This window comes from Erythrobacter sp. R86502 (genome assembly GCF_042466465.1).
Lineage (GTDB): Bacteria > Pseudomonadota > Alphaproteobacteria > Sphingomonadales > Sphingomonadaceae > Erythrobacter.
This window is the reverse complement of record NZ_JAXHCJ010000001.1, coordinates 1,146,982-1,166,581: the sequence shown is the minus strand read 5'-3', so window position 1 is coordinate 1,166,581 and position 19,600 is coordinate 1,146,982. Positions and strand designations below refer to the sequence as shown.

20 protein-coding genes, 2 tRNA genes and 1 other RNA gene are annotated in these 19,600 nt (G+C 59.8%); 16 read left to right on the top strand and 7 right to left on the bottom strand.

Going from position 1 to position 19,600, the window contains the following annotated elements:
- Window positions 1-15 precede the first annotated feature (15 nt).
- The 5 genes from thyA to SJY33_RS05575 all read left to right on the top strand — a co-directional run bounded on the left by thyA (window position 16) and on the right by SJY33_RS05575 (window position 4,990).
- Entirely contained in the window at window positions 16-984 is a 969-nt protein-coding gene (gene thyA / locus SJY33_RS05595) for a thymidylate synthase (RefSeq protein ID WP_379921611.1), read from the top strand.
- Between the two features lie 108 nt (window positions 985-1,092).
- The gene (locus tag SJY33_RS05590) at window positions 1,093-2,388 is read left to right on the top strand and encodes a thiamine pyrophosphate-dependent enzyme (protein WP_379921610.1); all 1,296 of its coding nucleotides are present in this window, start codon (window positions 1,093-1,095) and stop codon (window positions 2,386-2,388) included.
- Complete coding sequence (locus tag SJY33_RS05585; protein ID WP_379921609.1) at window positions 2,385-3,440, top strand: alpha-ketoacid dehydrogenase subunit beta; 1,056 nt, start codon at window positions 2,385-2,387, stop codon at window positions 3,438-3,440. The genes SJY33_RS05590 and SJY33_RS05585 overlap by 4 nt, the downstream gene beginning before the upstream one ends.
- A 7-nt stretch (window positions 3,441-3,447) precedes the next feature.
- Window positions 3,448-4,797 (top strand): dihydrolipoamide acetyltransferase family protein, encoded by a 1,350-nt coding sequence (locus SJY33_RS05580; protein WP_379921608.1) that lies wholly within the window; start codon window positions 3,448-3,450, stop codon window positions 4,795-4,797.
- A gap of 116 nt (window positions 4,798-4,913) precedes the next feature.
- Window positions 4,914-4,990 (top strand) — tRNA-Asp (locus tag SJY33_RS05575).
- A 105-nt stretch (window positions 4,991-5,095) separates the two neighbouring features.
- Here SJY33_RS05575 and SJY33_RS05570 read toward each other — a convergent pair.
- From SJY33_RS05570 to SJY33_RS05550, 5 genes are all read right to left on the bottom strand, one after another.
- A complete protein-coding gene (locus SJY33_RS05570; protein WP_379921607.1) occupies window positions 5,096-5,326 on the bottom strand; it encodes a DUF2842 domain-containing protein in 231 nt (76 codons plus the stop codon).
- Window positions 5,326-5,898: a 5-formyltetrahydrofolate cyclo-ligase gene (locus SJY33_RS05565; RefSeq protein WP_379921606.1), complete on the bottom strand. Its 573-nt coding sequence runs from the start codon at window positions 5,896-5,898 to the stop codon at window positions 5,326-5,328. The genes SJY33_RS05570 and SJY33_RS05565 overlap by 1 nt, the downstream gene beginning before the upstream one ends.
- Before the next feature lie 140 nt (window positions 5,899-6,038).
- A non-coding RNA gene (ssrS, locus tag SJY33_RS05560) (6S RNA) lies at window positions 6,039-6,212 on the bottom strand.
- 10 nt (window positions 6,213-6,222) lie between these two features.
- Window positions 6,223-6,666, bottom strand: a complete 444-nt coding sequence (locus SJY33_RS05555; protein ID WP_379921604.1) for a cell division protein ZapA — start codon at window positions 6,664-6,666, stop codon at window positions 6,223-6,225.
- A gap of 5 nt (window positions 6,667-6,671) precedes the next feature.
- Window positions 6,672-6,902, bottom strand: coding sequence for a hypothetical protein (locus SJY33_RS05550; RefSeq protein ID WP_379921603.1), 231 nt, complete (start codon window positions 6,900-6,902; stop codon window positions 6,672-6,674).
- 256 nt (window positions 6,903-7,158) lie between these two features.
- Here SJY33_RS05550 and tkt point away from each other — a divergent pair, with 256 nt between their 5' ends.
- From tkt to thiE, 7 genes are all read left to right on the top strand, one after another.
- Window positions 7,159-9,126 (top strand): transketolase, encoded by a 1,968-nt coding sequence (gene tkt, locus SJY33_RS05545; protein WP_379923527.1) that lies wholly within the window; start codon window positions 7,159-7,161, stop codon window positions 9,124-9,126.
- 15 nt (window positions 9,127-9,141) lie between these two features.
- Window positions 9,142-10,149 carry a type I glyceraldehyde-3-phosphate dehydrogenase gene (gap, locus tag SJY33_RS05540; RefSeq protein ID WP_379921601.1) on the top strand — a complete coding sequence of 336 codons (1,008 nt, stop codon included), beginning with the start codon at window positions 9,142-9,144 and terminating at the stop codon, window positions 10,147-10,149.
- A gap of 25 nt (window positions 10,150-10,174) precedes the next feature.
- Entirely contained in the window at window positions 10,175-11,380 is a 1,206-nt protein-coding gene (locus tag SJY33_RS05535) for a phosphoglycerate kinase (protein WP_379921600.1), read from the top strand.
- Between the two features lies 1 nt (window position 11,381).
- A complete protein-coding gene (locus SJY33_RS05530; RefSeq protein WP_379921599.1) occupies window positions 11,382-11,813 on the top strand; it encodes a DUF4440 domain-containing protein in 432 nt (143 codons plus the stop codon).
- Entirely contained in the window at window positions 11,810-12,262 is a 453-nt protein-coding gene (locus tag SJY33_RS05525; protein WP_379921598.1) for a PaaI family thioesterase, read from the top strand. Before SJY33_RS05530 ends, SJY33_RS05525 begins: the two co-directional genes overlap by 4 nt.
- Window positions 12,263-12,398: 136 nt before the next feature.
- A complete protein-coding gene (locus SJY33_RS05520; protein ID WP_379921597.1) occupies window positions 12,399-13,283 on the top strand; it encodes a fructose bisphosphate aldolase in 885 nt (294 codons plus the stop codon).
- 47 nt (window positions 13,284-13,330) lie between these two features.
- Window positions 13,331-13,972 carry a thiamine phosphate synthase gene (gene thiE / locus SJY33_RS05515; RefSeq protein WP_379921596.1) on the top strand — a complete coding sequence of 214 codons (642 nt, stop codon included), beginning with the start codon at window positions 13,331-13,333 and terminating at the stop codon, window positions 13,970-13,972.
- Window positions 13,973-14,040: 68 nt separating this feature from the next.
- Here the strand turns inward: thiE and SJY33_RS05510 are convergent, their stop codons facing one another.
- On the bottom strand, window positions 14,041-14,454 hold the full coding sequence (locus tag SJY33_RS05510) for an elongation factor P (protein ID WP_379921595.1): 414 nt from the start codon (window positions 14,452-14,454) through the stop codon (window positions 14,041-14,043).
- Window positions 14,455-14,642: 188 nt separating this feature from the next.
- Here SJY33_RS05510 and efp point away from each other — a divergent pair, with 188 nt between their 5' ends.
- The 3 genes from efp (at window position 14,643) to SJY33_RS05495 (ending at window position 16,173) form a co-directional block, all read left to right on the top strand.
- Window positions 14,643-15,206 carry an elongation factor P gene (gene efp / locus SJY33_RS05505; RefSeq protein ID WP_379921594.1) on the top strand — a complete coding sequence of 188 codons (564 nt, stop codon included), beginning with the start codon at window positions 14,643-14,645 and terminating at the stop codon, window positions 15,204-15,206.
- A 9-nt stretch (window positions 15,207-15,215) separates the two neighbouring features.
- Window positions 15,216-16,034, top strand: coding sequence for an inositol monophosphatase family protein (locus tag SJY33_RS05500; protein WP_379921593.1), 819 nt, complete (start codon window positions 15,216-15,218; stop codon window positions 16,032-16,034).
- Between the two features lie 54 nt (window positions 16,035-16,088).
- A tRNA-Leu gene (locus SJY33_RS05495) sits at window positions 16,089-16,173 on the top strand.
- Window positions 16,174-16,274: 101 nt separating this feature from the next.
- Here SJY33_RS05495 and SJY33_RS05490 read toward each other — a convergent pair.
- Window positions 16,275-17,561, bottom strand: a complete 1,287-nt coding sequence (locus SJY33_RS05490; protein WP_379921592.1) for a cystathionine gamma-synthase family protein — start codon at window positions 17,559-17,561, stop codon at window positions 16,275-16,277.
- Window positions 17,562-17,738: 177 nt separating this feature from the next.
- On the opposite strand from SJY33_RS05490, the gene SJY33_RS05485 reads away from it, so the two are divergent.
- A complete protein-coding gene (locus SJY33_RS05485; RefSeq protein ID WP_379921591.1) occupies window positions 17,739-19,577 on the top strand; it encodes an SLC13 family permease in 1,839 nt (612 codons plus the stop codon).
- The last annotated feature ends 23 nt before the right edge of the window (window positions 19,578-19,600 follow it).

Genomic DNA, 19,600 nt, shown 5'->3' with positions numbered 1-19,600 from the left:
CTTATGGTGCGGTCCATGGCCAGCGCTGCGATTCCTTTAGACAAAACCGTCAATCCGCACCCCGAGATGCAATATCTCGATTTAATGCGCGCGATATGGGAAACCGGGAGCGAGCGCGTCGATCGAACGGGGGTCGGCACGCGTTCGGTATGTGGCAGTGTCTTGCGTTATGATCTGGCGGACGGTGCCATGCCATTGCTGACGACCAAGCGCGTGTACTGGAAGACGGCGACTCGCGAATTGTTATGGTTCCTGACCGGATCGACCAACATCCGGCCTCTAGTTCTGCAAGGCGTCAAAATCTGGAACGAATGGCCTCATGCCAATTATGTGCGGCAAACCGGCGATCCCATTGATCTGGATAACTTTGTCGCGCGAATTGCGGATGATGCGCAATTCGCGGCGCGCTGGGGCGATCTTGGTCCGGTCTATGGCAAGCAATGGGTTGATTGGCCCACCTTTCGCTACCGCGCGGATGGGCTGTACGAAAAGGGCGAGGGGATCAACCAGATCGCCGCCGTGGTCGAATCACTGCGAACCAGCCCCGGTAGCCGTCGTCACATCATCGAAGGGTGGAATGTAGCTGAACTCGATCGGATGGCTCTGCCGCCGTGCCACAAGACTTATCAGTTCCATGTCGCAGGCAATGGCAGCGCAGCCCGGTTGAACTGCCTGCTGTATCAGCGCAGCTGTGACGTCGCGCTTGGCCTCCCATTTAACTTATGGTCTGCCGCACTTCTGACACGCATGATGGCGCAGCAGGTGGGCATGGAGCCGGGCGAGCTGGTGTGGATGGGGGGCGATGTGCACCTGTATCTCAATCACGCGCACCTGATTGAAGAGCAGCTTGACCGCAGCCCCCAAGGCAGACCGACGATGGAGATCCTGCGCAAGCCCGAAACAATATTCGACTACGCGATCGACGATTTTGTGGTGCATGATTACGCGCCAATGCCCCCGATCGCTGCGCCTGTTGCGGTTTGATGCTGTCCACCGTGCCGTGCTTGACCGCTGTGCGACGTTGAAATAAAAATACGTATTCAAGCAATGATTGCACCGGAATGATCCGGCGCGCGAGGGGAGAGCACATTCATGGCCGAACCAGGGAATCCGGCGGACACCAACCGGCCGGCTCTCGCGCTGCATGTGCCAGAGCCACTATACCGGCCCGGCGATCGCGCGGATTTTTCGCACATCGACATTGGCGCTCCTGGGGCGTTGGCACGTCCTGACGAGGGCGTTCATCCGTCGCAGATGTCCGAACTGGCCTACGGGCTTGTGCGGGTACTGGGTGAGGACAATCAGGCGCACGGGCCATGGAACCCGCGGCTTGATCCCGAAACCTTGCGCACGATGCTTGGCCATATGGCAATGGTGCGCGCGTTCGATGAACGGATGTTCCGCGGCCAGCGCCAGGGCAAGACCAGCTTCTACATGAAATGCACCGGCGAGGAGGCGACTTCGATCGCGCCTGCGATGGCGCTGGCGAGCGACGACATGGTGTTCCCCAGCTATCGCCAGCAGGGCATTCTGATTGCCCGCGGGTATCCGCTGATCGAAATGATCAACCAGATCTATTCGAACAAGGCGGACAAGCTGAAGGGGCGCCAGCTGCCGATCATGTATTCCAGCCGCGAGCACAGCTTTTTCAGTATCTCCGGCAACCTTGCCACGCAGTGCCCGCAGGCAGTGGGCTGGGCGATGGCTAGTGCGATCAAGGGCGACAGCAGAATCGCGGCGAGCTGGGTGGGTGAGGGCAGCACGGCCGAAGGCGATTTCCACGCCGCCTGTACCTTTGCCGCCGTTTATAACGCTCCTGTGATCCTGAACGTGATCAACAATCAGTGGGCGATTTCGAGCTTTTCGGGATTTGCCGGAAGCGAGCGCACCACCTTTGCGGCCCGCGGTCTGGGTCATGGCATCGCCGCCTTGCGGGTCGATGGCAATGATGCGCTGGCCTGCTATGCCGCAGCGCAATGGGCCGCAAACCGCGCCCGCGGCAATCACGGGCCGACGCTGATCGAATATTTCACCTACCGCGCTGAGGGCCATTCCACCTCGGACGATCCAAGCGGCTATCGCAGTGCGCAGGAACGTGAGGAATGGCCCCTGGGCGATCCTGTCAACCGGCTGAAGAATCACCTGATCGCCATTGGCGAGTGGGACGAAGATCGTCAGGCGGCGATGGATCTCGCCTGCGCCGAACAGGTCAAGGCCACCACCAAGGAAGCCGAAAAGAACGGCATTCTTGGCCATGGTCTGCATCACCCGTTCCACACCATGTTCGAGGATGTTTACGAAGAGCTGCCCTGGCATCTTGAAGAACAGGCCGATCAGGCGATCCGCGAACGCATTGCCAAGTTCGGTACCGAAAGGCCCTTCGGATGAGCGACGATATCGCAACCATCGGTGAGAACGTAACAGCCGAACGCCGTCTCAACATGATTGAGGCGATCAATGAAGCACTCGACATCATGCTTGGACGTGACCCGAACGTGGTCATCATGGGTGAGGATGTCGGCTATTTCGGCGGCGTGTTCCGCGCCACCGCAGGCCTTCAGGCCAAACATGGGAAAAACCGTGTTTTCGACACGCCGATCAGCGAATGTGGAATCATCGGTGCTGCGGTCGGGATGGGGGCCTATGGTCTGCGTCCCGTGCCCGAAATCCAGTTTGCCGATTACATCTATCCCGGTCTCGATCAGCTGATCAGTGAAGCAGCGCGCCTGCGGTACCGTTCGGCGGGGGACTACATCGCACCGCTGACTGTGCGCTCACCTTTTGGTGGTGGCATTTTTGGTGGCCAGACCCACAGTCAAAGCCCCGAAGCGCTGTTTACCCATGTGGCAGGGCTCAAGACCGTAATTCCCGCCACCCCCTATGATGCTAAGGGGCTGCTGATCTCTGCCATCGAAGACAACGACCCGGTGATCTTCTTTGAACCCAAACGGATCTACAACGGACCGTTTTCGGGCTATTACGACAAGCCGGTCGAACCATGGAAAAAGCACGCCGACAGCGTGGTGCCGGAAGGATACTACAAGATCCCGCTCGGCAAGGCGCGTCATGTACGCGAAGGCGAAGCATTGACGGTTCTGGCCTACGGCACGATGGTTCACGTGGCCGAGGCTGTTTGCGAAGCCAAGGGTATCGATGCCGATATTCTTGATCTGCGCACCCTGGTGCCCCTTGATATCAAGGCCATCGAAGCATCGGTGGAAAAGACCGGGCGTTGCCTGATCGTCCACGAAGCCACGCGTACCAGCGGCTTTGGTGCCGAGCTTTCCGCGCTTGTCACTGAACGCTGCTTCTATCACCTCGAAGCCCCGGTTGAACGCGTCACCGGGTTTGACACGCCCTATCCGCACAGCCTCGAATGGGCCTATTTCCCCGGCCCCGTCCGCATCGGCGAGGCGATCGACAAGCTATTCAAGGACTGACCCAATCATGGCCACGTTCATTTTCAAGATGCCCGATGTGGGCGAAGGCGTTGCCGAGGCGGAAGTCGTCGAATGGCACGTAAAGGTCGGTAACCGGGTCGAGGAAGACCAGCACCTTGTCGATGTGATGACCGACAAGGCGACAATCGATATCGAAAGCCCCGTATCCGGCACCGTCGTCGAGCTTGCCGGCGAGGTGGGTGACACCATTGCCATTGGCGCGATGCTTCTGGTGATCGAGGCTGATGGGGAGGGTGAAGTCTCCCATGAGGATGCCGAAGCGGCAGCCGGGCAGATCGAAGACGAGATGTCGGACGCCGACGAATCCGATGGCGCGCCTGCGCCAATGTCGCAAACCGTCACCGAGCGTATTGAGGTCGAGAACCCCGATGCCAGCGATCAGCAGGATGCCGCTGCCTTGGCAGAGCAAACACCGGCGAAGCCTGCGCAGGCGGCCGTGCCGAACTCTGTGGTGCAAACCGATGCAAAGGTGCTGGCATCGCCGGCGGTGCGGCAACGCGCCCGCGATCTGGGCGTGGATCTGGCTGCGGTAAAGCCTGCCGAAGACGGCCGCGTGCGTCACGGCGATCTGGATGCCTTCTTGGCGTACAATTCTGGCAGCGGCTTTGCGGCAGCGGGCAAGGTCCGCGAGGACGAAGCTATCAAGGTCATTGGTCTGCGCAAGCGAATCGCGCAGAACATGGCCGCGGCCAAGCGGAACATTCCGCACTTCACCTATGTCGAAGAATGCGACGTTACGGCGCTTGAAGAACTGCGTTCACAGTTGAACGCGGCGCGCGGCGATCGGCCCAAATTGACCATGCTGCCTCTGTTGATCACGGCGATCTGCAAGATGGTGCCCGAATTTCCGATGATCAACGCTCGTTTCGATGACGAAGCGGGTGTGGTCACCCGGTACGGCAGTGTCCATCTCGGCATGGCAGCACAGACCGATGCCGGGCTGATGGTTCCGGTGATACGCGATGCGCAAAGCCGCAACCTGTGGCAGCTTGCTCGCGAAATCGGACGGCTTGCCGACGCCGCCCGCAGTGGCAAGGCGACATCGGAAGAGCTTTCGGGCTCCACGCTGACAATCACATCGCTCGGACCGCTTGGCGGGGTCGCGACCACGCCGGTCATCAACCGTCCTGAAGTGGCGATCATCGGCCCCAATCGCATTGTCGAGCGCCCGATGTTTGTTTCTGACGGAATGGGCGGCGAGCGGATTGCGAAACGCAAGCTGATGAACATGTCGATTTCCTGCGATCACCGCGTCGTCGATGGCCACGATGCGGCAAGCTTTGTGCGAGGGATCAAGCGTCTGATTGAGCAGCCGGCGGGGCTGCTTGTGGATTGATGGAAAATAATGTGCCGGGGGTGTTTCGAGGGCGTTGACAGCCTGAACCGAGCGCCCTAATGGCGCTGCTCCACGGGCGGAACGGCACAGCCGGAACGCTCAAAAGGACAAGATGTGCGGGTGTAGCTCAGTTGGTTAGAGCGCCGGCCTGTCACGCCGGAGGTCGCGGGTTCGAGCCCCGTCACTCGCGCCACTTGTCCGTTGGATCGCCGCAATGGCAGGAACAAAGGCGGGCTTCGGCCCGCCTTTTTCTTTATCGGGTGGCTGCTGCCCGTTGGCCTACGATGCCTTCGGGGGTTTACTGCGAGTCGGGCGCACTCCAGCGGCCCGTCTCCATCCAGATCAGAAACCGTTTGAGCGGCAACAACCAGATCAGACCGAGAATCACATACACCACCGTTTGCGTAGCGCCTGACCAGCCACCGATGATGCCGGGGGCATATCGCGCGACAATAACCCCATAAGCGATGAGCAGCAGGAACAGGCTGATGATGCCAAAGGGGATTCGCCAGGTGGGTGTTTCGCGCATCAAAGGTGTCCGTAAATCCGTGTAGGGGTGACGATGGCATCCAGCGCCATGTCGTGAGGTTCGGTCGGCAGATGGTCGCATAGCTGGGCGTCCCACGCCAATCCAATGGCCAGGCTCGGGCTATGTTCCGACATCCATCGATCGTAATAGCCACCGCCTTGGCCAAGCCTGTCCAGCGCGGCTGTGAAACCAACCAGTGGTACAAACAGGACTTCCGGGATGATCGGCCCATCGCCGATGCCGGGCTGCAGGATACCGTGCGGTCCGGGCTCGAGGTCGCTTTCGCCATGCGGATCGTGGAACGTTGCAAACGTCATTGGCGCATCGGCAGAATCGAACCGGGGCAAGGCGACCATATGCCCTGCTTCGTGAAAGAAACGCGCATAGGCCGCGGTTGGCGCTTCGTGGGCGTCGGCGTGGTAAAGCCCGATCACCGCATCTTGCGCAATACGGGCAAGCAAAGGCGCAGGCGGCCGGTGAAACAACAAGCCGCGGATCGAGGCTGGCAAGGCCTCGACATGCGCTTTTCGCGCGGCGCGAAGAGAACGACGGAGTTCGGATTTGGCTGTCACGCGTTTTTTTCATTCTCACAACGTTGGGCCAACACGACCTGAACGGCCGCAAGGCCAATCGGGCGCCCGAAGCGACGCGACAATCTGATCGCATGAGCGACGATTTCGCGAGCCACAGGGCACGCGTAAATCAAACGGGTGACGGAACCACCATGGGTCGTTTGCGCTAGAAATCCTCTGACGCGTGGTACGTCAGGTGGGCGCCGTATGCCCAAGTCTTCCGGACGAACCGGCAAACAAGGGCAGGGACAGCTCCCATTTGGATTACTTATAGCCTCAGGGATATTCAATCGGCTCGTGCCGGGCAGTCCCGCCGCTTGTTATCTAGGCGCTTGCAGCCACGGCTTCAAGCGCCGCAGCATTAGCTTCCAACTGCGATGCGAGCGCCTCCATGCGTTCAGCCATTTCCGAAGTATCAGGGGTATCGCCCAACCGATCGGCGTAAGTGGTGGGCAGCGGAGCCTGAGTCGAAGCCTTGCGGGCGCTTTCAAGCTCGCTTTCCAGCTGCTCAATCGATTGGCGCAAGTACGCGATTTCCGGATCGGGGGCGGGCGTCTTGCTTGCGTGCTTGCGCGCTTCAGCCAGTTCGTCGGCCAGAAACAACGCCGCAAAAAGGAGATTCTGTGCCTCAAGCGGGGCACGCGATGTGCCAAGCTGCGCGTATTTTTCGGCAATCATGGCGCCGAGAGCCGCGATGTGGTCTTCCTGACCATCTGCGCAGGCAATGACATAGGACTTGGGGCCGATGTTGAGGGTCACGTTGCTCATCGGAGTCAGTCTTCCAGCCGGGCCAGGATATCGTCAAGTTCGCGAAGGCTTTCTGCCACCTGTTCGCGCAGCTTTTCGTGGACATTGACCAGTTCGACTACACGTGACGATCCGTTAGCACCGCGTGCGTCGACGCTGCCGCCCGTCCCGCGTCCAAGATCATGGGCTGCGGTATCGATGCGGGCCGTGGCAGCTTCGATACGGGCAACGGCTGCTGCGATGCGTTCGGCGTTCATGACGCTTGCAATACCAACAGAATTCACGGCGCGCAAAGTGTCGGGCGTAGAGGTGTTTGGGCATGGCTGTTGATAAGTGAGATGCGGGGCGCCGCGGGATGATCGGTTGATCGAGTGTGTGCGCAAGGTTGACCTCCCCCTTGGCCTCGGCAATGGCACAGCGCGATCAGAAACGGGGTCGAATCGCGCCAGCGCGCGTCGGCTCTCGCAGGAGAATAGCGTGTCCTTCAACCTCGACGCCGCCCGCCTCCAGTCGATGGCCAATGCCATCCGCGCGCTTTCCATGGACGCGGTCGAAGCTGCCAATTCGGGTCATCCCGGAATGCCGATGGGTATGGCCGATGTGGCAACCGTTCTGTTTACAGGGCACGTGAAGTTCGATCCGGGGGCGCCGGACTGGGCCGATCGGGATCGTTTTGTCCTGTCCGCAGGTCACGGTTCGATGCTGATCTACAGCCTGCTGTATCTGGCGGGTTATCAATCGCCGACGATCGATGACATCCGCAATTTCCGCAAGCTTGGTAGCCCGTGTGCCGGTCATCCGGAAAACTTCCTGCTTGATGGTGTCGAATGCACCACCGGCCCGCTGGGGCAGGGCCTTGCGATGGCCGTGGGCATGGCCATGGCCGAACGGCACCTGAACGCCAAATTCGGCGATGATCTTGTCGATCATCGAACCTGGGTGATCGCGGGTGACGGTTGCCTGATGGAAGGCATCAACCACGAAGCCATCGGCCTTGCTGGCCATCTCGGTCTGGGGCGGATGAACGTCCTGTGGGACGACAATCGTATCACCATCGACGGTTCGACCGAGCTTTCCACGTCCGAAAATATCAAGGCGCGTTATGTCGCAACCGGATGGCATGTGACTGAATGCGACGGTCATGATTTTGCCGATATCGACCGCGCGCTCAACGAAGCCAAGGCCGATCCGCGTCCCTCGTTGGTCGCCTGCCGCACGGTGATCGGGAAGGGCGCGCCCAACAAGCAGGGCACCAGCGGCGTTCACGGGGCTGCGCTTGGCGCAGCCGAGGTTGCCGCCGCCCGAGATGTCATGGGCTGGAACTCGCAAGCCTTCGACATACCGAGCGAAATTCTGGCCGATTGGCGCACCGCGGCAGAGCCTGGCCGCGCTGCTCATGGCGCTTGGGCGGGCCGGCTCGAATCATCCGCGCACAGGGCGGCCTTTGAACAACAGATGCGGCCCATCAGCGATTTGGTGCCATCGGCTATCGCTGGTCACATACAGGAACTTGCGCGTAACCCTCAGACGATCGCGACCCGCAAGGCGTCGGAAATCGCTTTGGGTCCGCTGACCGCAGAGATCCCTCATCTCATTGGGGGATCGGCCGACTTGACCGGATCGAACAATACAAAGACCCCGTCGACCCTGCCAATGACCGCCGCGGATTATTCAGGCCGCTATGTCTATTATGGCATCCGCGAATTCGGCATGGCCGCCGCAATGAACGGCATGGCGTTGCATGGCGGCGTGGTTCCGTACGGCGGTACGTTCCTGATCTTCAGCGATTATTGCCGCAACGCAATCCGTCTGTCGGCGCTCCAGCAGATCGGCGTCGTCTATGTCATGACGCATGACAGCATCGGGCTGGGTGAAGACGGGCCGACGCACCAACCGGTCGAACAGGTGATGAGCCTGCGATTGATTCCGAACCTCAACGTTTATCGTCCCTGTGATGCGATCGAGACGGCCGAATGCTGGGCGCTGGCGCTGTCGACCCCCGAGACACCTTCGGTGCTCGCGCTGACCCGCCAGAACTTGCCCCAATTGCGGCGCGAAGGCGACGCGGATTGGTCACAGGACAATAATCGCTGTGCCAAGGGCGCCTACCGTCTGCGTGCATCGGACGCGGCACGGCAGGTCGTTTTGGTTGCAACAGGGTCGGAAGTGGCGCTTGCAATGGAATGTGCGGATCAGCTTGAGGCTGCCGGGATTGGGGCAGACGTCGTGTCGATGCCCTGCACCGAACTCTTCGATGCACAGGATGAAGCCTATAAGGCACGTCTTCTTCCCAAGAACGCGCTGACCGTATCGATCGAGGCCGGTTCGACCTTAGGGTGGGAGCGTTACACCGGACGCGACGGTATCAATATCGGCCTCGATACATTCGGCGCATCGGCGCCGGCAGAAGACCTTTTTGCGCATTTCGGCTTTACCGCGGACGCAATTGTCCCGCAAATCCAGAACAAATTGAACGCTTAAGCAGGAGAACCTCTTATGGCTACCAAAGTTGCCATCAATGGCTTTGGCCGTATCGGCCGCCTTGTCGCTCGCGCCATTCTCGAGCGGACGGACCATGATCTTGATCTGGTTGCGATCAACGACCTGTCCGATGCGGCCTCGAATGCACTGCTGTTTGCCTACGACAGCGTTCACGGGCGTTTCGGCGGAGAAGTTGAGGCCGATGGCGATGCCATCGTCGTCAATGGCAAGCGGATCGCAGTGACTAAGGAACGTGATCCCGCCAAATTGCCACATGGTGACATGAGCATCGATATCGTTCTGGAATGCACGGGCTTTTTCCAGTCGGACGAAGCAAGCCGACCGCATTTCGACGCTGGCGCTAAGCGCGTGCTCATTTCTGCTCCGGCAACCGGCGTTACCAAGACGATTGTATACGGCGTCAACCACGACACGCTGACCGCTGACGACGTGATCGTCTCAAACGCCAGTTGCACCACCAACTGCCTTGCACCGGTCGCCAAGGTTCTGAACGACGCGATCGGGATCGAACGTGGTTTCATGACTACCATCCACAGCTACACCAACGATCAGCGGATGCTCGACCAGATCCACAGTGATTTGCGCCGTGCCCGCGCCGGTGCGCAGAACATGATCCCGACTACAACCGGCGCAGCCCGCGCGGTCGGCCTCGTTCTGCCGGAACTGAAGGGCAAGCTCGACGGATCGAGTGTGCGCGTGCCAACTCCGAATGTTTCGCTTATAGATCTGGTGTTTACGCCTTCGCGCGATACGACGAAGGATGAAATCAATGCGGCGCTGAAGGCGGCGGCACAAGGCCCGATGAAGGGTGTTCTGGACTACACGGATCAGCCGCTGGTTTCGTCCGATTTCAATCACTACCCGGCTTCATCGACCGTCGATTCTCTCGAAACGAGCGTCATGGAAGGCAAGCTGGCCCGCGTGGTTAGCTGGTATGACAACGAATGGGGCTTCTCCAATCGGATGATCGACACCGCCGGCGTGATGGCCAAGTTCCTCTGATCCGGATGCACCAGGGGAATTGACCGTGGCCAAGTTCAAGACACTCGACGATCTGCCCGCTGACCTGACCGGCGAAGTTGCGCTTGTCCGCGTGGATCTCAATCTGCCGATGAAGGATGGTTCGGCGACCGACGTGACGCGGGTCGAGGCGGTCAAGCCGACGATCCTCGAACTTGCCGGGCGCGGCGCCAAGGTGCTTTTGCTGGCGCATTTCGGGCGCCCCGGTGGTCAGCGGTCTTCCATGCTTTCCACCAGCATGGTTGTGGGCGACGTTGAAGCCGTTCTGGGCAAGGAGGTCATGTTCATACCTGAAATCACCGGTCCGGTGGTGGTACAGTCTGTCGAATCGATCCTGCGCGCAGGCGATATCGGCCTGCTGGACAACACGCGGTTCTGGCCGGGCGAAGAGGGCAATGACCCCAACTTTGCGCAGGCCATCGCTGCGCATGGCACGCTTTACGTGAACGATGCCTTCAGCGCAGCGCACCGCGCCCATGCCACCACCGAAGGGCTGGCGCACTTCCTTCCCGCTTATGCCGGGCGTTCGATGGAAGCGGAACTCAAGGCATTGGATGCCGCACTCGGCGCGCCGCAGGCGCCTGTTGCTGCGGTAGTCGGCGGGGCTAAGGTTTCGACCAAGCTCGCCGTACTTGAGCATCTGGTCGGCAAGGTGCAGCATCTGATCATCGGCGGCGGAATGGCGAATACATTCCTGGCTGCGCGCGGTGTCGATGTCGGAAAGAGTCTGTGCGAACACGACCTTGCCGAAACCGTGTCGCGGATCATGGACGAGGCGGACAAGGCAGGCTGCACGGTGCATCTGCCGTACGATGTGGTTGTGGCGAAGGAATTTGCAGCCAATCCTGCTTCGCTGCGAACGTGCAACGTGCATGAAGTGGCCCTTGACGAAATGATCCTCGACCTTGGGCCGCAGGCAGTGGAAGCCTTGGCCGATGTGTTGAAGACTTGTCGCACGCTGGTCTGGAACGGACCGCTGGGCGCCTTCGAAACCGAACCGTTCGATGCTGCGACGGTGGCCCTTGCCCGCACCGCTGCGGCGTTGACGCTTGAAGGGTCTTTGGTCAGCGTGGCAGGCGGCGGCGATACAGTTGCAGCTTTGGCACAAGCGGGTGCGTCCGACGATTTCACCTATATTTCAACCGCCGGCGGTGCATTCCTGGAATGGATGGAAGGTCGCGAGTTGCCGGGCGTCTCCGCACTCGAATCGTAATATGGCAGACATATCCGGTCAGATCGAAGCGCTCTCGCTGAGCGCGATGCGCGCTTGGGTGGCAGGTGATGCCAAGGAAATGAAGCGGCTTACCGCGCGCGATTTCATGATGCTGATTGGCAGCACCCCTCCACAGTTACTTGATCGCCCAAGTTTTTTGGCTGCGATGGACCGTGGGTTTGCGTGCACGCGCTTTACCCTTCGCGAAGTGGTTGTCCGTCCCACTGGGAAAACCGCATGGTTCATGGCCGGCGCCGAACTTGAACTGGCGCTGGGCACGAAGGTGTGGAGCGGCGGGTTCCTGATGACCGACCAATGGCGCAAGGGCCCCTTTGGGGGCTGGAAAATGACCGAACGCAGTTTGGGCCGGCTCGATGCTGACGAAGGACTGGCCGCCGCGCTCAGCCGTCTGCAATTGTGGGTGGCGCGATGAGCGAGGCTGTTGAATCCACATATGGTCGCCAAAGCGTGGCAAAAGAGGGCGAATTTTCGGGGTGGCGATACTGGCAAGGCGACCCCTTTGAAACCCGCTCAGGCCCGTTCTATTACCGACGTGAAGACGATGGTTCTTATACGAGCGCATTCCGGGCCGAGCCGCGGCACATGAACGGAGGCGGCTTCATGCATGGCGGTTGCATGATGACCTTTGCCGATTTTGCACTGTTTGCCATCGCTACAGACGAATTGAATGGCGATCACGCCGTAACGCTCAACCTGTCGGGTGATTTTCTTGGCCCGATTGCGAGCGGTGCATTGGTCGAGGCGCGTGGCGAAGTCACCCGCGGCGGCGGCAAGACAATCTTTGTTCGCGGTCTGATTACAGGCGATGGCCAACCTGCATTGAGCTTCACCGGGATCATCCGCCGTCTTACGCGGCGTTGAACGCCCGTTGGCGGCCTTCGCGGTTGCAGCATCATGGATGACTGGCTAAGGGCGCTTTCGAGATGCTCTGCATACCTATGCATAGACGGTAATTCGCCGTTTATGCGTTGTCGTCGTGCTATTGGAGAATGCCGCAATGAACACCCGCGAAATGACCGATCGTATTGCCACGGGCCATGGCTTTATCGCCGCGCTCGACCAATCGGGCGGCTCTACGCCCAAGGCATTGCGCGGATACGGGGTGGACGACAGTGAATGGTCGGGCGACGAGGAAATGTTCGCGCAGATCCACGCCATGCGCGCTCGCGTGATCACCTCACCCTGTTTTGGCAGCGGCAAGGTGATCGGCGCTATCCTGTTTGAAAAGACGATGGATGCAACGGTCGAGGGAAAACCCACCGCGGACGCACTCAAAGCCCGCGGAATTGTCCCTTTCATCAAGGTCGACGAAGGCCTGGCTGACGAAGCTGATGGCGTCCAGCTGATGAAGCCGATGACAAAGCTGTCTGGGCTTCTGGAAAAGTCTGTGTCTTACGGAATGTTCGGCACCAAGATGCGGTCTGTTATCAAGTCGGCGAACCCCGCAGGTATTGCCGCAGTCGTGACGCAGCAGTTTGATGTGGCAGCGCAGATTACGGCGGCGGGACTCATGCCGATGATTGAGCCTGAATACGACATCACCGCCGAGAATCGTGCCGAGGGCGAAGATTTGCTGCTGAGCGAAATTCTGAAGCAGCTGGATCGCCTACCAGAAGGGCAGCAGGTGATGCTCAAGCTCTCGATCCCGCAAAAGGCCGGGCTCTACACACCGCTGACGCAGCACCCCAAAGTGTTGCGCGTCGTCGCATTGTCCGGCGGTTTTTCGACTGACGACGCCTGCGAAAGGCTTGCACAAAATCCCGGCATGATCGCCAGTTTCAGCCGCGGGCTGCTGCAAGACCTGCGTAAAGGTCAATCCGACACCGAATTCGACGCCGTGTTGGGCAAGGCGATTGACCAGATCGCCTGCGCCAGCGTGTGATTGTCGGGGCGTGACATGCGCCGCGCAAGTCGATAGCGAGCGCGGCCATGATCGAAACACAGCTTTATCTCATCTCTCCGCTGGATGTCGGTGGAGATTTTCCGCAACGATTGGAACGCGCATTGGCAGCCAGCAAGGGCCCCAAAGGCCAGCTTGTCACCGCGTTCCAGTTCCGGGTGAAGGGCGTTGAAAGCCACGAGGCGGCTGCGCTTGCCCAGCCTCTTCAAGAGATCTGCGCGGCGCAAGATGTTGCCTTCATCGTGAATGATTCGGTTTCGCTGGCAAAGCGATTGAAGGCGGATGGCGTGCATTTGGGTCAAGACGATGGGTCTGTCCGCGACGCACATGATGAGTTGGGGCGTGAGGCACAAATCGGCGTCACCTGTCTCGCTAGCCGCCATATGGCGATGAATGCTGGCGAAGAAGGTGCCGATTATGTCGCCTTTGGCGCGTTCTATCCGTCTTCCACCAAACAGAAGAGCGCTGATGCAGAAGTTCCTGATCTGGAATTGCTGCAATGGTGGACGTCGATCTTCGAAATCCCTTGCGTCGCAATCGGCGGCATAACACCTGATAACTGCAAGCCGCTGATTGAAGCTGGCGCAGATTTCCTCGCCGTGTCCGGCGCTGTATGGAATGGTGATGAGGTTGCTGCGATCAAAGCATTCGCGAAAGTCATGCGAGCATAGCAACCGCCGATAGCCTTCGATCAGCGCTATTGCTCGATATCGCCTGGCAAAAATCTTGAGGACCGGCCCTAGTTGCCGTTTCCTATCCGCGTGCAGATCAGCTTGCTGAGACTTCCGTTGGCATTGAGTTTCTGCAACGTGTTTTCGCCCAGCAGCCGGAAGCGTTGATCCTTCTTGGGGCCGCGGGTGAATACGACTTCGGTGCCGCGCAGAAGGTAAATCCCGCTACCGGCGGCGTTGATGTAGCTGGACGCGGTGCCGATGCGAAACGCTTCTGCCGGGATGTCGACATAGGCCGCACCACCTGCATCACCAGGCAGCGCGCATTGCCAATCACCGTGCCGCAAGATTCCCAATAACCCGCTGGTGGCGCTGGCTTGGGGTCGTGATTCGCGGCGGTCTTGCGCCTGCGCGCCCCCGGGAAGGAACGCAGCGGCCGCCGCCGCGCTCAGGATCAGCAAGAAGATGTAACGGGTCTTCATAATGCGGCGCCTCTATCAGCCTCGTCGCAATGTTGACAGGTCTTTCGGGCGATTGCCTGCATATCCCATGCGCCCGCGCTTGCCCGGATGGGCGGGCTCGGCTATGGGCGCGCATCATTTACTGGCGTGCTCCCAAGCGGCAGCTTGCCTCTGTGCTCTTTCCACTACGTAAGAAGGCCGAAAGCCCCATGAAGATCAGCGGCGTCGATATTCGCCCCGGCAATATTCTGGAATATGAAGGCGGCATCTGGAAGGTCGCCAAGATCCAGCACACGCAGCCCGGCAAGGGTGGTGCGTACATGCAGGTTGAAATGAAGAACCTGCAGGATGGCCGCAAGACCAACGTGCGCTTCCGCAGCGCCGACACGATTGAACGCGTGCGGCTCGACACGAAGGAATTCCAGTTCCTTTACGCCGAAGGCGATGATCTGGTCTTCATGGACAACGACACCTACGAACAGATTCAGCTGCCCGGCGACCTGCTAGGCGATGCGCGCCCCTTCCTTCAGGACGGGATGCAGGTGAACCTTGAGCTGTGGGACGAAAAGCCGATCTCGGTCGAGCTGCCCTCGCAGATCGAAGCCACGATCGTCGAAGCCGATGCCGTGGTGAAGGGGCAGACCGCATCGTCGAGCTACAAGCCAGCAATCCTCGACAACGGCGTGCGCATCATGGTGCCGCCGCATATCGGCAGCGGCACGCGCATCATCGTCGATGTGTACGAGCAGGCCTACGTCGGCAAAGCGAGCTGAGAACAAATCATGGCAGCTATTTCCGGCCTGATCCGCGTGATGGAACGCGCCGCGCGCAAGGCGGGCGGGCGTTTGCGGCGCGATTTCGGCGAAGTCGAACATTTGCAGGTCAGCCGCAAGGGCCCGGCCGATTTCGTGAGCAAGGCCGATATCCGCGCCGAACGCACGCTTTATGACGAACTGCTCGCCGCCCGTCCGGGCTGGGGCTTCGTCATGGAAGAGGCCGGTGTGATCGAAGGCGATCCGGGGATGCCGCGCTGGATCGTCGATCCGCTCGATGGCACCAGCAATTTCCTCCACGGCATCCCGCACTTCGCGATCAGCATCGCGGCGCAGGAGCCGCGCGCTGATGGCAAGGGCTGGGGCGATGTGGTTGCGGGCGTGGTCTATCAACCGATTACCGACCAGACCTTCTGGGCGGAAAAGTCGCGCGGCGCGTGGCTTCAGGATGCGCGCCTGCGCGTGTCGGCTCGCTCGCGTCTGGGCAATTCGCTGATTGCAACCGGCATCCCCTTCGCGGGCCATGGCGATTTTGCCGAATGGAGCCGCATCTTCGGTGCGATCGGCCCCGAAGTCGCAGGCATTCGCCGGTTTGGTGCCGCGTCACTGGATCTGGCCTACGTTGCCCAGGGGCGGTTCGACGGTTTTTGGGAAAGCGGCCTGAGTGAGTGGGACACTGCGGCGGGCTGCCTGCTGGTGCGCGAGGCCGGTGGTTTCGTGAGCGACTTCCGCGGGCGTTCGGAACCGGTCCACGCTGGACAGATCCTGGCGGCCAACGATGCGCTGCATTCCAAACTGCACAAGCTTCTTGCAGGTGCTTTGCGATAGAGCTTATTGCCATGTCGCGGCGCGCTCGCTAACAGCCTGCGCACCCGATCCGGCGCCCCTGTGGTGGAATTGGTAGACGCGCTCGACTCAAAATCGAGTTTCGAAAGAAGTGCCAGTTCGAGTCTGGCCAGGGGCACCAACTTCCCGTAATTTATTTTCAGCGTTCAGCGCCAAGTGCGCTGGTGCCTTGGCAGCGGCAACGGGGCGGGGACAGCATCGCCCACCCCGTCGTACGCAATGTCAAACGTGTTCTAGGGCCTGCAAGCAATCGGCGATCAGATCGTCCGGTTCTTCCACGCCGACCGACAGGCGCACCAGATTGTCGCTGATCCCGTAGGCTTTCTGCATTTCGGGCGCGACGTCCACGTGCGTCATCCCTGCGGGATAGGACGCAAGGCTTTCCGTCCCACCCAAACTCACAGCAAGTTTGATCAACTTCAGAGAATCAAGAAACCGGAAGGCTTCAGCCTCACCTCCGCGCAGGATCACTGAGAAGGTTGAGCCTGCGCCCGTGCATTGGCGCGCATAGATCCGGCCCTGATCGCTGTCCGGTTCAACGAAACCAAGAAAACCGACCTGTTCCACTTTCGGATGCTTACGGAGCGTTTCGGCCACTTTCCAAGCACTTGCTTCGGACTGGCGCATCCGCAGCGACAACGTCTCGAGACTGCGCATCAGCAGCCATGCGGTGTGCGGATCGGTCATAGTGCCCAGGATCGTGCGGAATCCCGATATTGCAGCCAGATCGCCTTCGCTTCCGACACAGGATCCCGCGATCAGGTCGCTGTGACCGCCGACATACTTGGTGAGCGAGTAAAGCGCGATATCGGCGCCATGCGCCAGCGGCTTTTGCCACAATGGGCCAAGCATGGTGTTGTCCACGACCAGTCGCGGCCTGCCTCCGGGCTGTCCTTCCAGCGAGCGCGCCAGATCGGCCAGCATGGCCAGATCGACAAGACGATTGGTTGGGTTGGCAGGTGTCTCCGCATAGATCACAGCCAATCGGCCAGTCGTCGCGAGCTCAGCGCGAGCTTGCTCTACCGAAGCCTGCATGCTTTCTGCCGACAGATCTCCTGAAACCGGATGACACCGAATGCCGAACTGCGGCAGCAGCTTTTCGAATAGGAAGTCTGTGCCCCCGTAAACCGGCGGTGTGTAGACGATCGCATCGCCGGGCCGCGCCATGCTGAGGATCGTGGTGGAAATAGCTGCCATACCGCTGGCAAAAACCAGCGCGCGTTCGGCACCGTCCCACAGCGCCAGACGGTCTTCCAGGATTTCGAGCGCCGGATTGTTGATCCGGGAATAAATAAGGCCGGGATCTTCCGCCACGCCGCGTTCGCGCAAGCCATAGGCAAGCTGCATCACGCTTTTTCCCGCTGCTGCGCTTTCAAACACAAATGTTGAGCTTTGAAACACAGGGCACTTGATCGCGCCCTCGGACAGTTTGGGATCGTAGCCGTAACTCATCATCAGCGATGACGGAGCGAGCGCGTGATCGCCGATATGCGTAATGGTGCGGCGCATGTTGTAACTCCTGAAACGATCTTTGAATGCGCCGCCCTACGGGGGGTGATCATCGAATCGCAACAACGTCGACGCTTTTTGCGCGCATCGATCGGAGTTGCGACAATCTTGTGAGCAGGTTTTGCGATAAACCGCTTGTCGGAAGCGCTTGGAAGTCGCTACCGCTCGAACGACGCCATGCTCGAAGCTCCATCCTATCATGCGATTGCGGCCATGGCAGTGACCATTGCCATGTTCATCGGCTTTGCACGGGGGCGTTACCCGGAAGAGATCATCTCGCTTGTAACTATCGCGGTGATCGGGGTTGGCCTATATTTCGCACCGCTCGAAGGCACCAAGCCCACAGATGGATTGGCGCTGGCGTTCGGCGGTTTCGGACATCAGGCGCTGATAACGATCTGCGCGTTGATGATCATGGGGCGGGGCCTGGTTGTCACAGGCGCGCTTGAGCCTTTTGCCCGCCTTCTCGAAAAGATTTTTCGCATTAACGGACAGCTGGGCCTTCTGGCAGCCCTGCTGATTGCGTTGTTCCTGTCGATGTTTGTCAATGACACGCCTGTGATGGTTCTGCTGTTGCCGATCCTTGTTGCGCTGGCAGGAAAGGGGCTGATGGCGTCCTCCAAGACGCTTATGCCGATCAACGCCGCCGTGCTGATCGGCGGTATGGCGACCACAATCGGCACATCGACGAACATTCTGGTCGTTTCCATCGCATCAGATATCGGCATGCGGCCGCTGGGCGTGTTCGAATTCACGCCGATCGTATTGATCGCCGCGATGTTTGCATTGCCCTATTTATGGTTGGTGATGCCGCGGTTGTTGCGCGACAACAGCGTGGTTGCCGATAACATCCGACGCACCTTCCACACCCGTTTGCGGGTAGGCACCAGCAGCCTTCTTCCCGGCGCTGATCTTTCCGCAGTTTCAGCAAAGCTGCCGGACGGGATCACGTTCCATGACAAGCCGTCCGGCTTGCTTCAGCCGGGGCAACGTCTGCACATATCCGGAACGCACGAGGCGTTGGAAGAAGCTGCACGAATAATGAAGGGAGAGCTTGCACCCGTATGGGTGCTCGACCGCATTCGCCGGGTTTCCAAGGCCGAAGGCGAAGATGTCGTCGCGGTGGAAATGACTGTGACAGCCGATTCCCGCCTCATAACCCGCACACTGGCGAGTTCCGGTATCGCCGATCTTTACGGTGTCGCGGTGCTGGGTATTCACCGCCCGGAACGACTTCTGGGTGAACGGGACATCTATTCCGAAGCGGGCGATCTTCGTATCCTTGAAGGCGATGTCCTGCTTGTCATGGGTATCGATACTGATTTGCAGACGTTTGCCCGCAACGACGGCCTACTGAGGCTCGAAGGTGCGCGTGAACTGCCGCGCCGGTCGAAAGCCGTTCTGGCTGGCGTAATCATGCTGGGGGCAATCGCAACAGCCTCCATCGGCGTGCCGTGGTTCGACAGCGCAGGCGGGTATGCGCCGATCAAGATTCCCATCGCCATTTCCGCGTTGGCGGGCGCGATTGTGATGTTTGTCACTGGATGCGTGAAATTTGACAGGGTCGGCCGGGCGCTTTCAGCCAAGGTCATTGTGCTTATTGCAGCCAGTCTGGCGATTGGCCGCGTTATTGATGATAGCGGTGCTGCGGAATGGTTGGGGCAGGCGTTGTCCCTGGGACTGGCCTACCTGCCGCCTGCACTGGTGCTGTCGGCAATCATGCTATTCGTCACTATCGTCACGAACTTTGCTTCAAACGCCACGGCCGCGACCATAGGCACGCCTATCGCGTTCAGCATTGCAACCCAGCTGGGCCTTCCGCCCGAACCGCTGGTGCTGGCGGTGCTGTTCGGGTGCAATCTGTGCTACGCTACGCCGATTGCCTATCAGACAAACATGCTCATCATGTCCGAAGGCAGCTATGAATTCAGGGACTATATACGCGCCGGCGTCCCTCTCGTGGGGTTGATGGTGACAGTGCTGTCTGTGCTGTTGGTGCTCTGGTACGGGTTGTAACAAGACAAGGCGGGGGGAAATGG

Excerpts from the sequence above, each read along its gene's own strand:
- SJY33_RS05510 (WP_379921595.1), bottom strand. The coding sequence starts at position 14,454 with ATGAAGACCCGTTACATCTTCTTGCTGATCCTGAGCGCGGCGGCGGCC.
- SJY33_RS05555 (WP_379921604.1), bottom strand. The coding sequence starts at position 6,666 with ATGAGCAACGTGACCCTCAACATCGGCCCCAAGTCCTATGTCATTGCC.
- tkt (WP_379923527.1), top strand. The coding sequence starts at position 7,159 with ATGGCCAATGCCATCCGCGCGCTTTCCATGGACGCGGTCGAAGCTGCC.
- SJY33_RS05580 (WP_379921608.1), top strand. The coding sequence starts at position 3,448 with ATGGCCACGTTCATTTTCAAGATGCCCGATGTGGGCGAAGGCGTTGCC.
- thiE (WP_379921596.1), top strand. The coding sequence starts at position 13,331 with ATGATCGAAACACAGCTTTATCTCATCTCTCCGCTGGATGTCGGTGGA.
- efp (WP_379921594.1), top strand. The coding sequence starts at position 14,643 with ATGAAGATCAGCGGCGTCGATATTCGCCCCGGCAATATTCTGGAATAT.
- gap (WP_379921601.1), top strand. The coding sequence starts at position 9,142 with ATGGCTACCAAAGTTGCCATCAATGGCTTTGGCCGTATCGGCCGCCTT.
- SJY33_RS05570 (WP_379921607.1), bottom strand. The coding sequence starts at position 5,326 with ATGCGCGAAACACCCACCTGGCGAATCCCCTTTGGCATCATCAGCCTG.
- thyA (WP_379921611.1), top strand. The coding sequence starts at position 16 with ATGGCCAGCGCTGCGATTCCTTTAGACAAAACCGTCAATCCGCACCCC.
- SJY33_RS05525 (WP_379921598.1), top strand. The coding sequence starts at position 11,810 with ATGAGCGAGGCTGTTGAATCCACATATGGTCGCCAAAGCGTGGCAAAA.
- SJY33_RS05520 (WP_379921597.1), top strand. The coding sequence starts at position 12,399 with ATGAACACCCGCGAAATGACCGATCGTATTGCCACGGGCCATGGCTTT.
- SJY33_RS05590 (WP_379921610.1), top strand. The coding sequence starts at position 1,093 with ATGGCCGAACCAGGGAATCCGGCGGACACCAACCGGCCGGCTCTCGCG.
- SJY33_RS05585 (WP_379921609.1), top strand. The coding sequence starts at position 2,385 with ATGAGCGACGATATCGCAACCATCGGTGAGAACGTAACAGCCGAACGC.
- SJY33_RS05500 (WP_379921593.1), top strand. The coding sequence starts at position 15,216 with ATGGCAGCTATTTCCGGCCTGATCCGCGTGATGGAACGCGCCGCGCGC.
- SJY33_RS05550 (WP_379921603.1), bottom strand. The coding sequence starts at position 6,902 with ATGAACGCCGAACGCATCGCAGCAGCCGTTGCCCGTATCGAAGCTGCC.
- SJY33_RS05530 (WP_379921599.1), top strand. The coding sequence starts at position 11,382 with ATGGCAGACATATCCGGTCAGATCGAAGCGCTCTCGCTGAGCGCGATG.
- SJY33_RS05485 (WP_379921591.1), top strand. The coding sequence starts at position 17,739 with ATGCTCGAAGCTCCATCCTATCATGCGATTGCGGCCATGGCAGTGACC.
- SJY33_RS05490 (WP_379921592.1), bottom strand. The coding sequence starts at position 17,561 with ATGCGCCGCACCATTACGCATATCGGCGATCACGCGCTCGCTCCGTCA.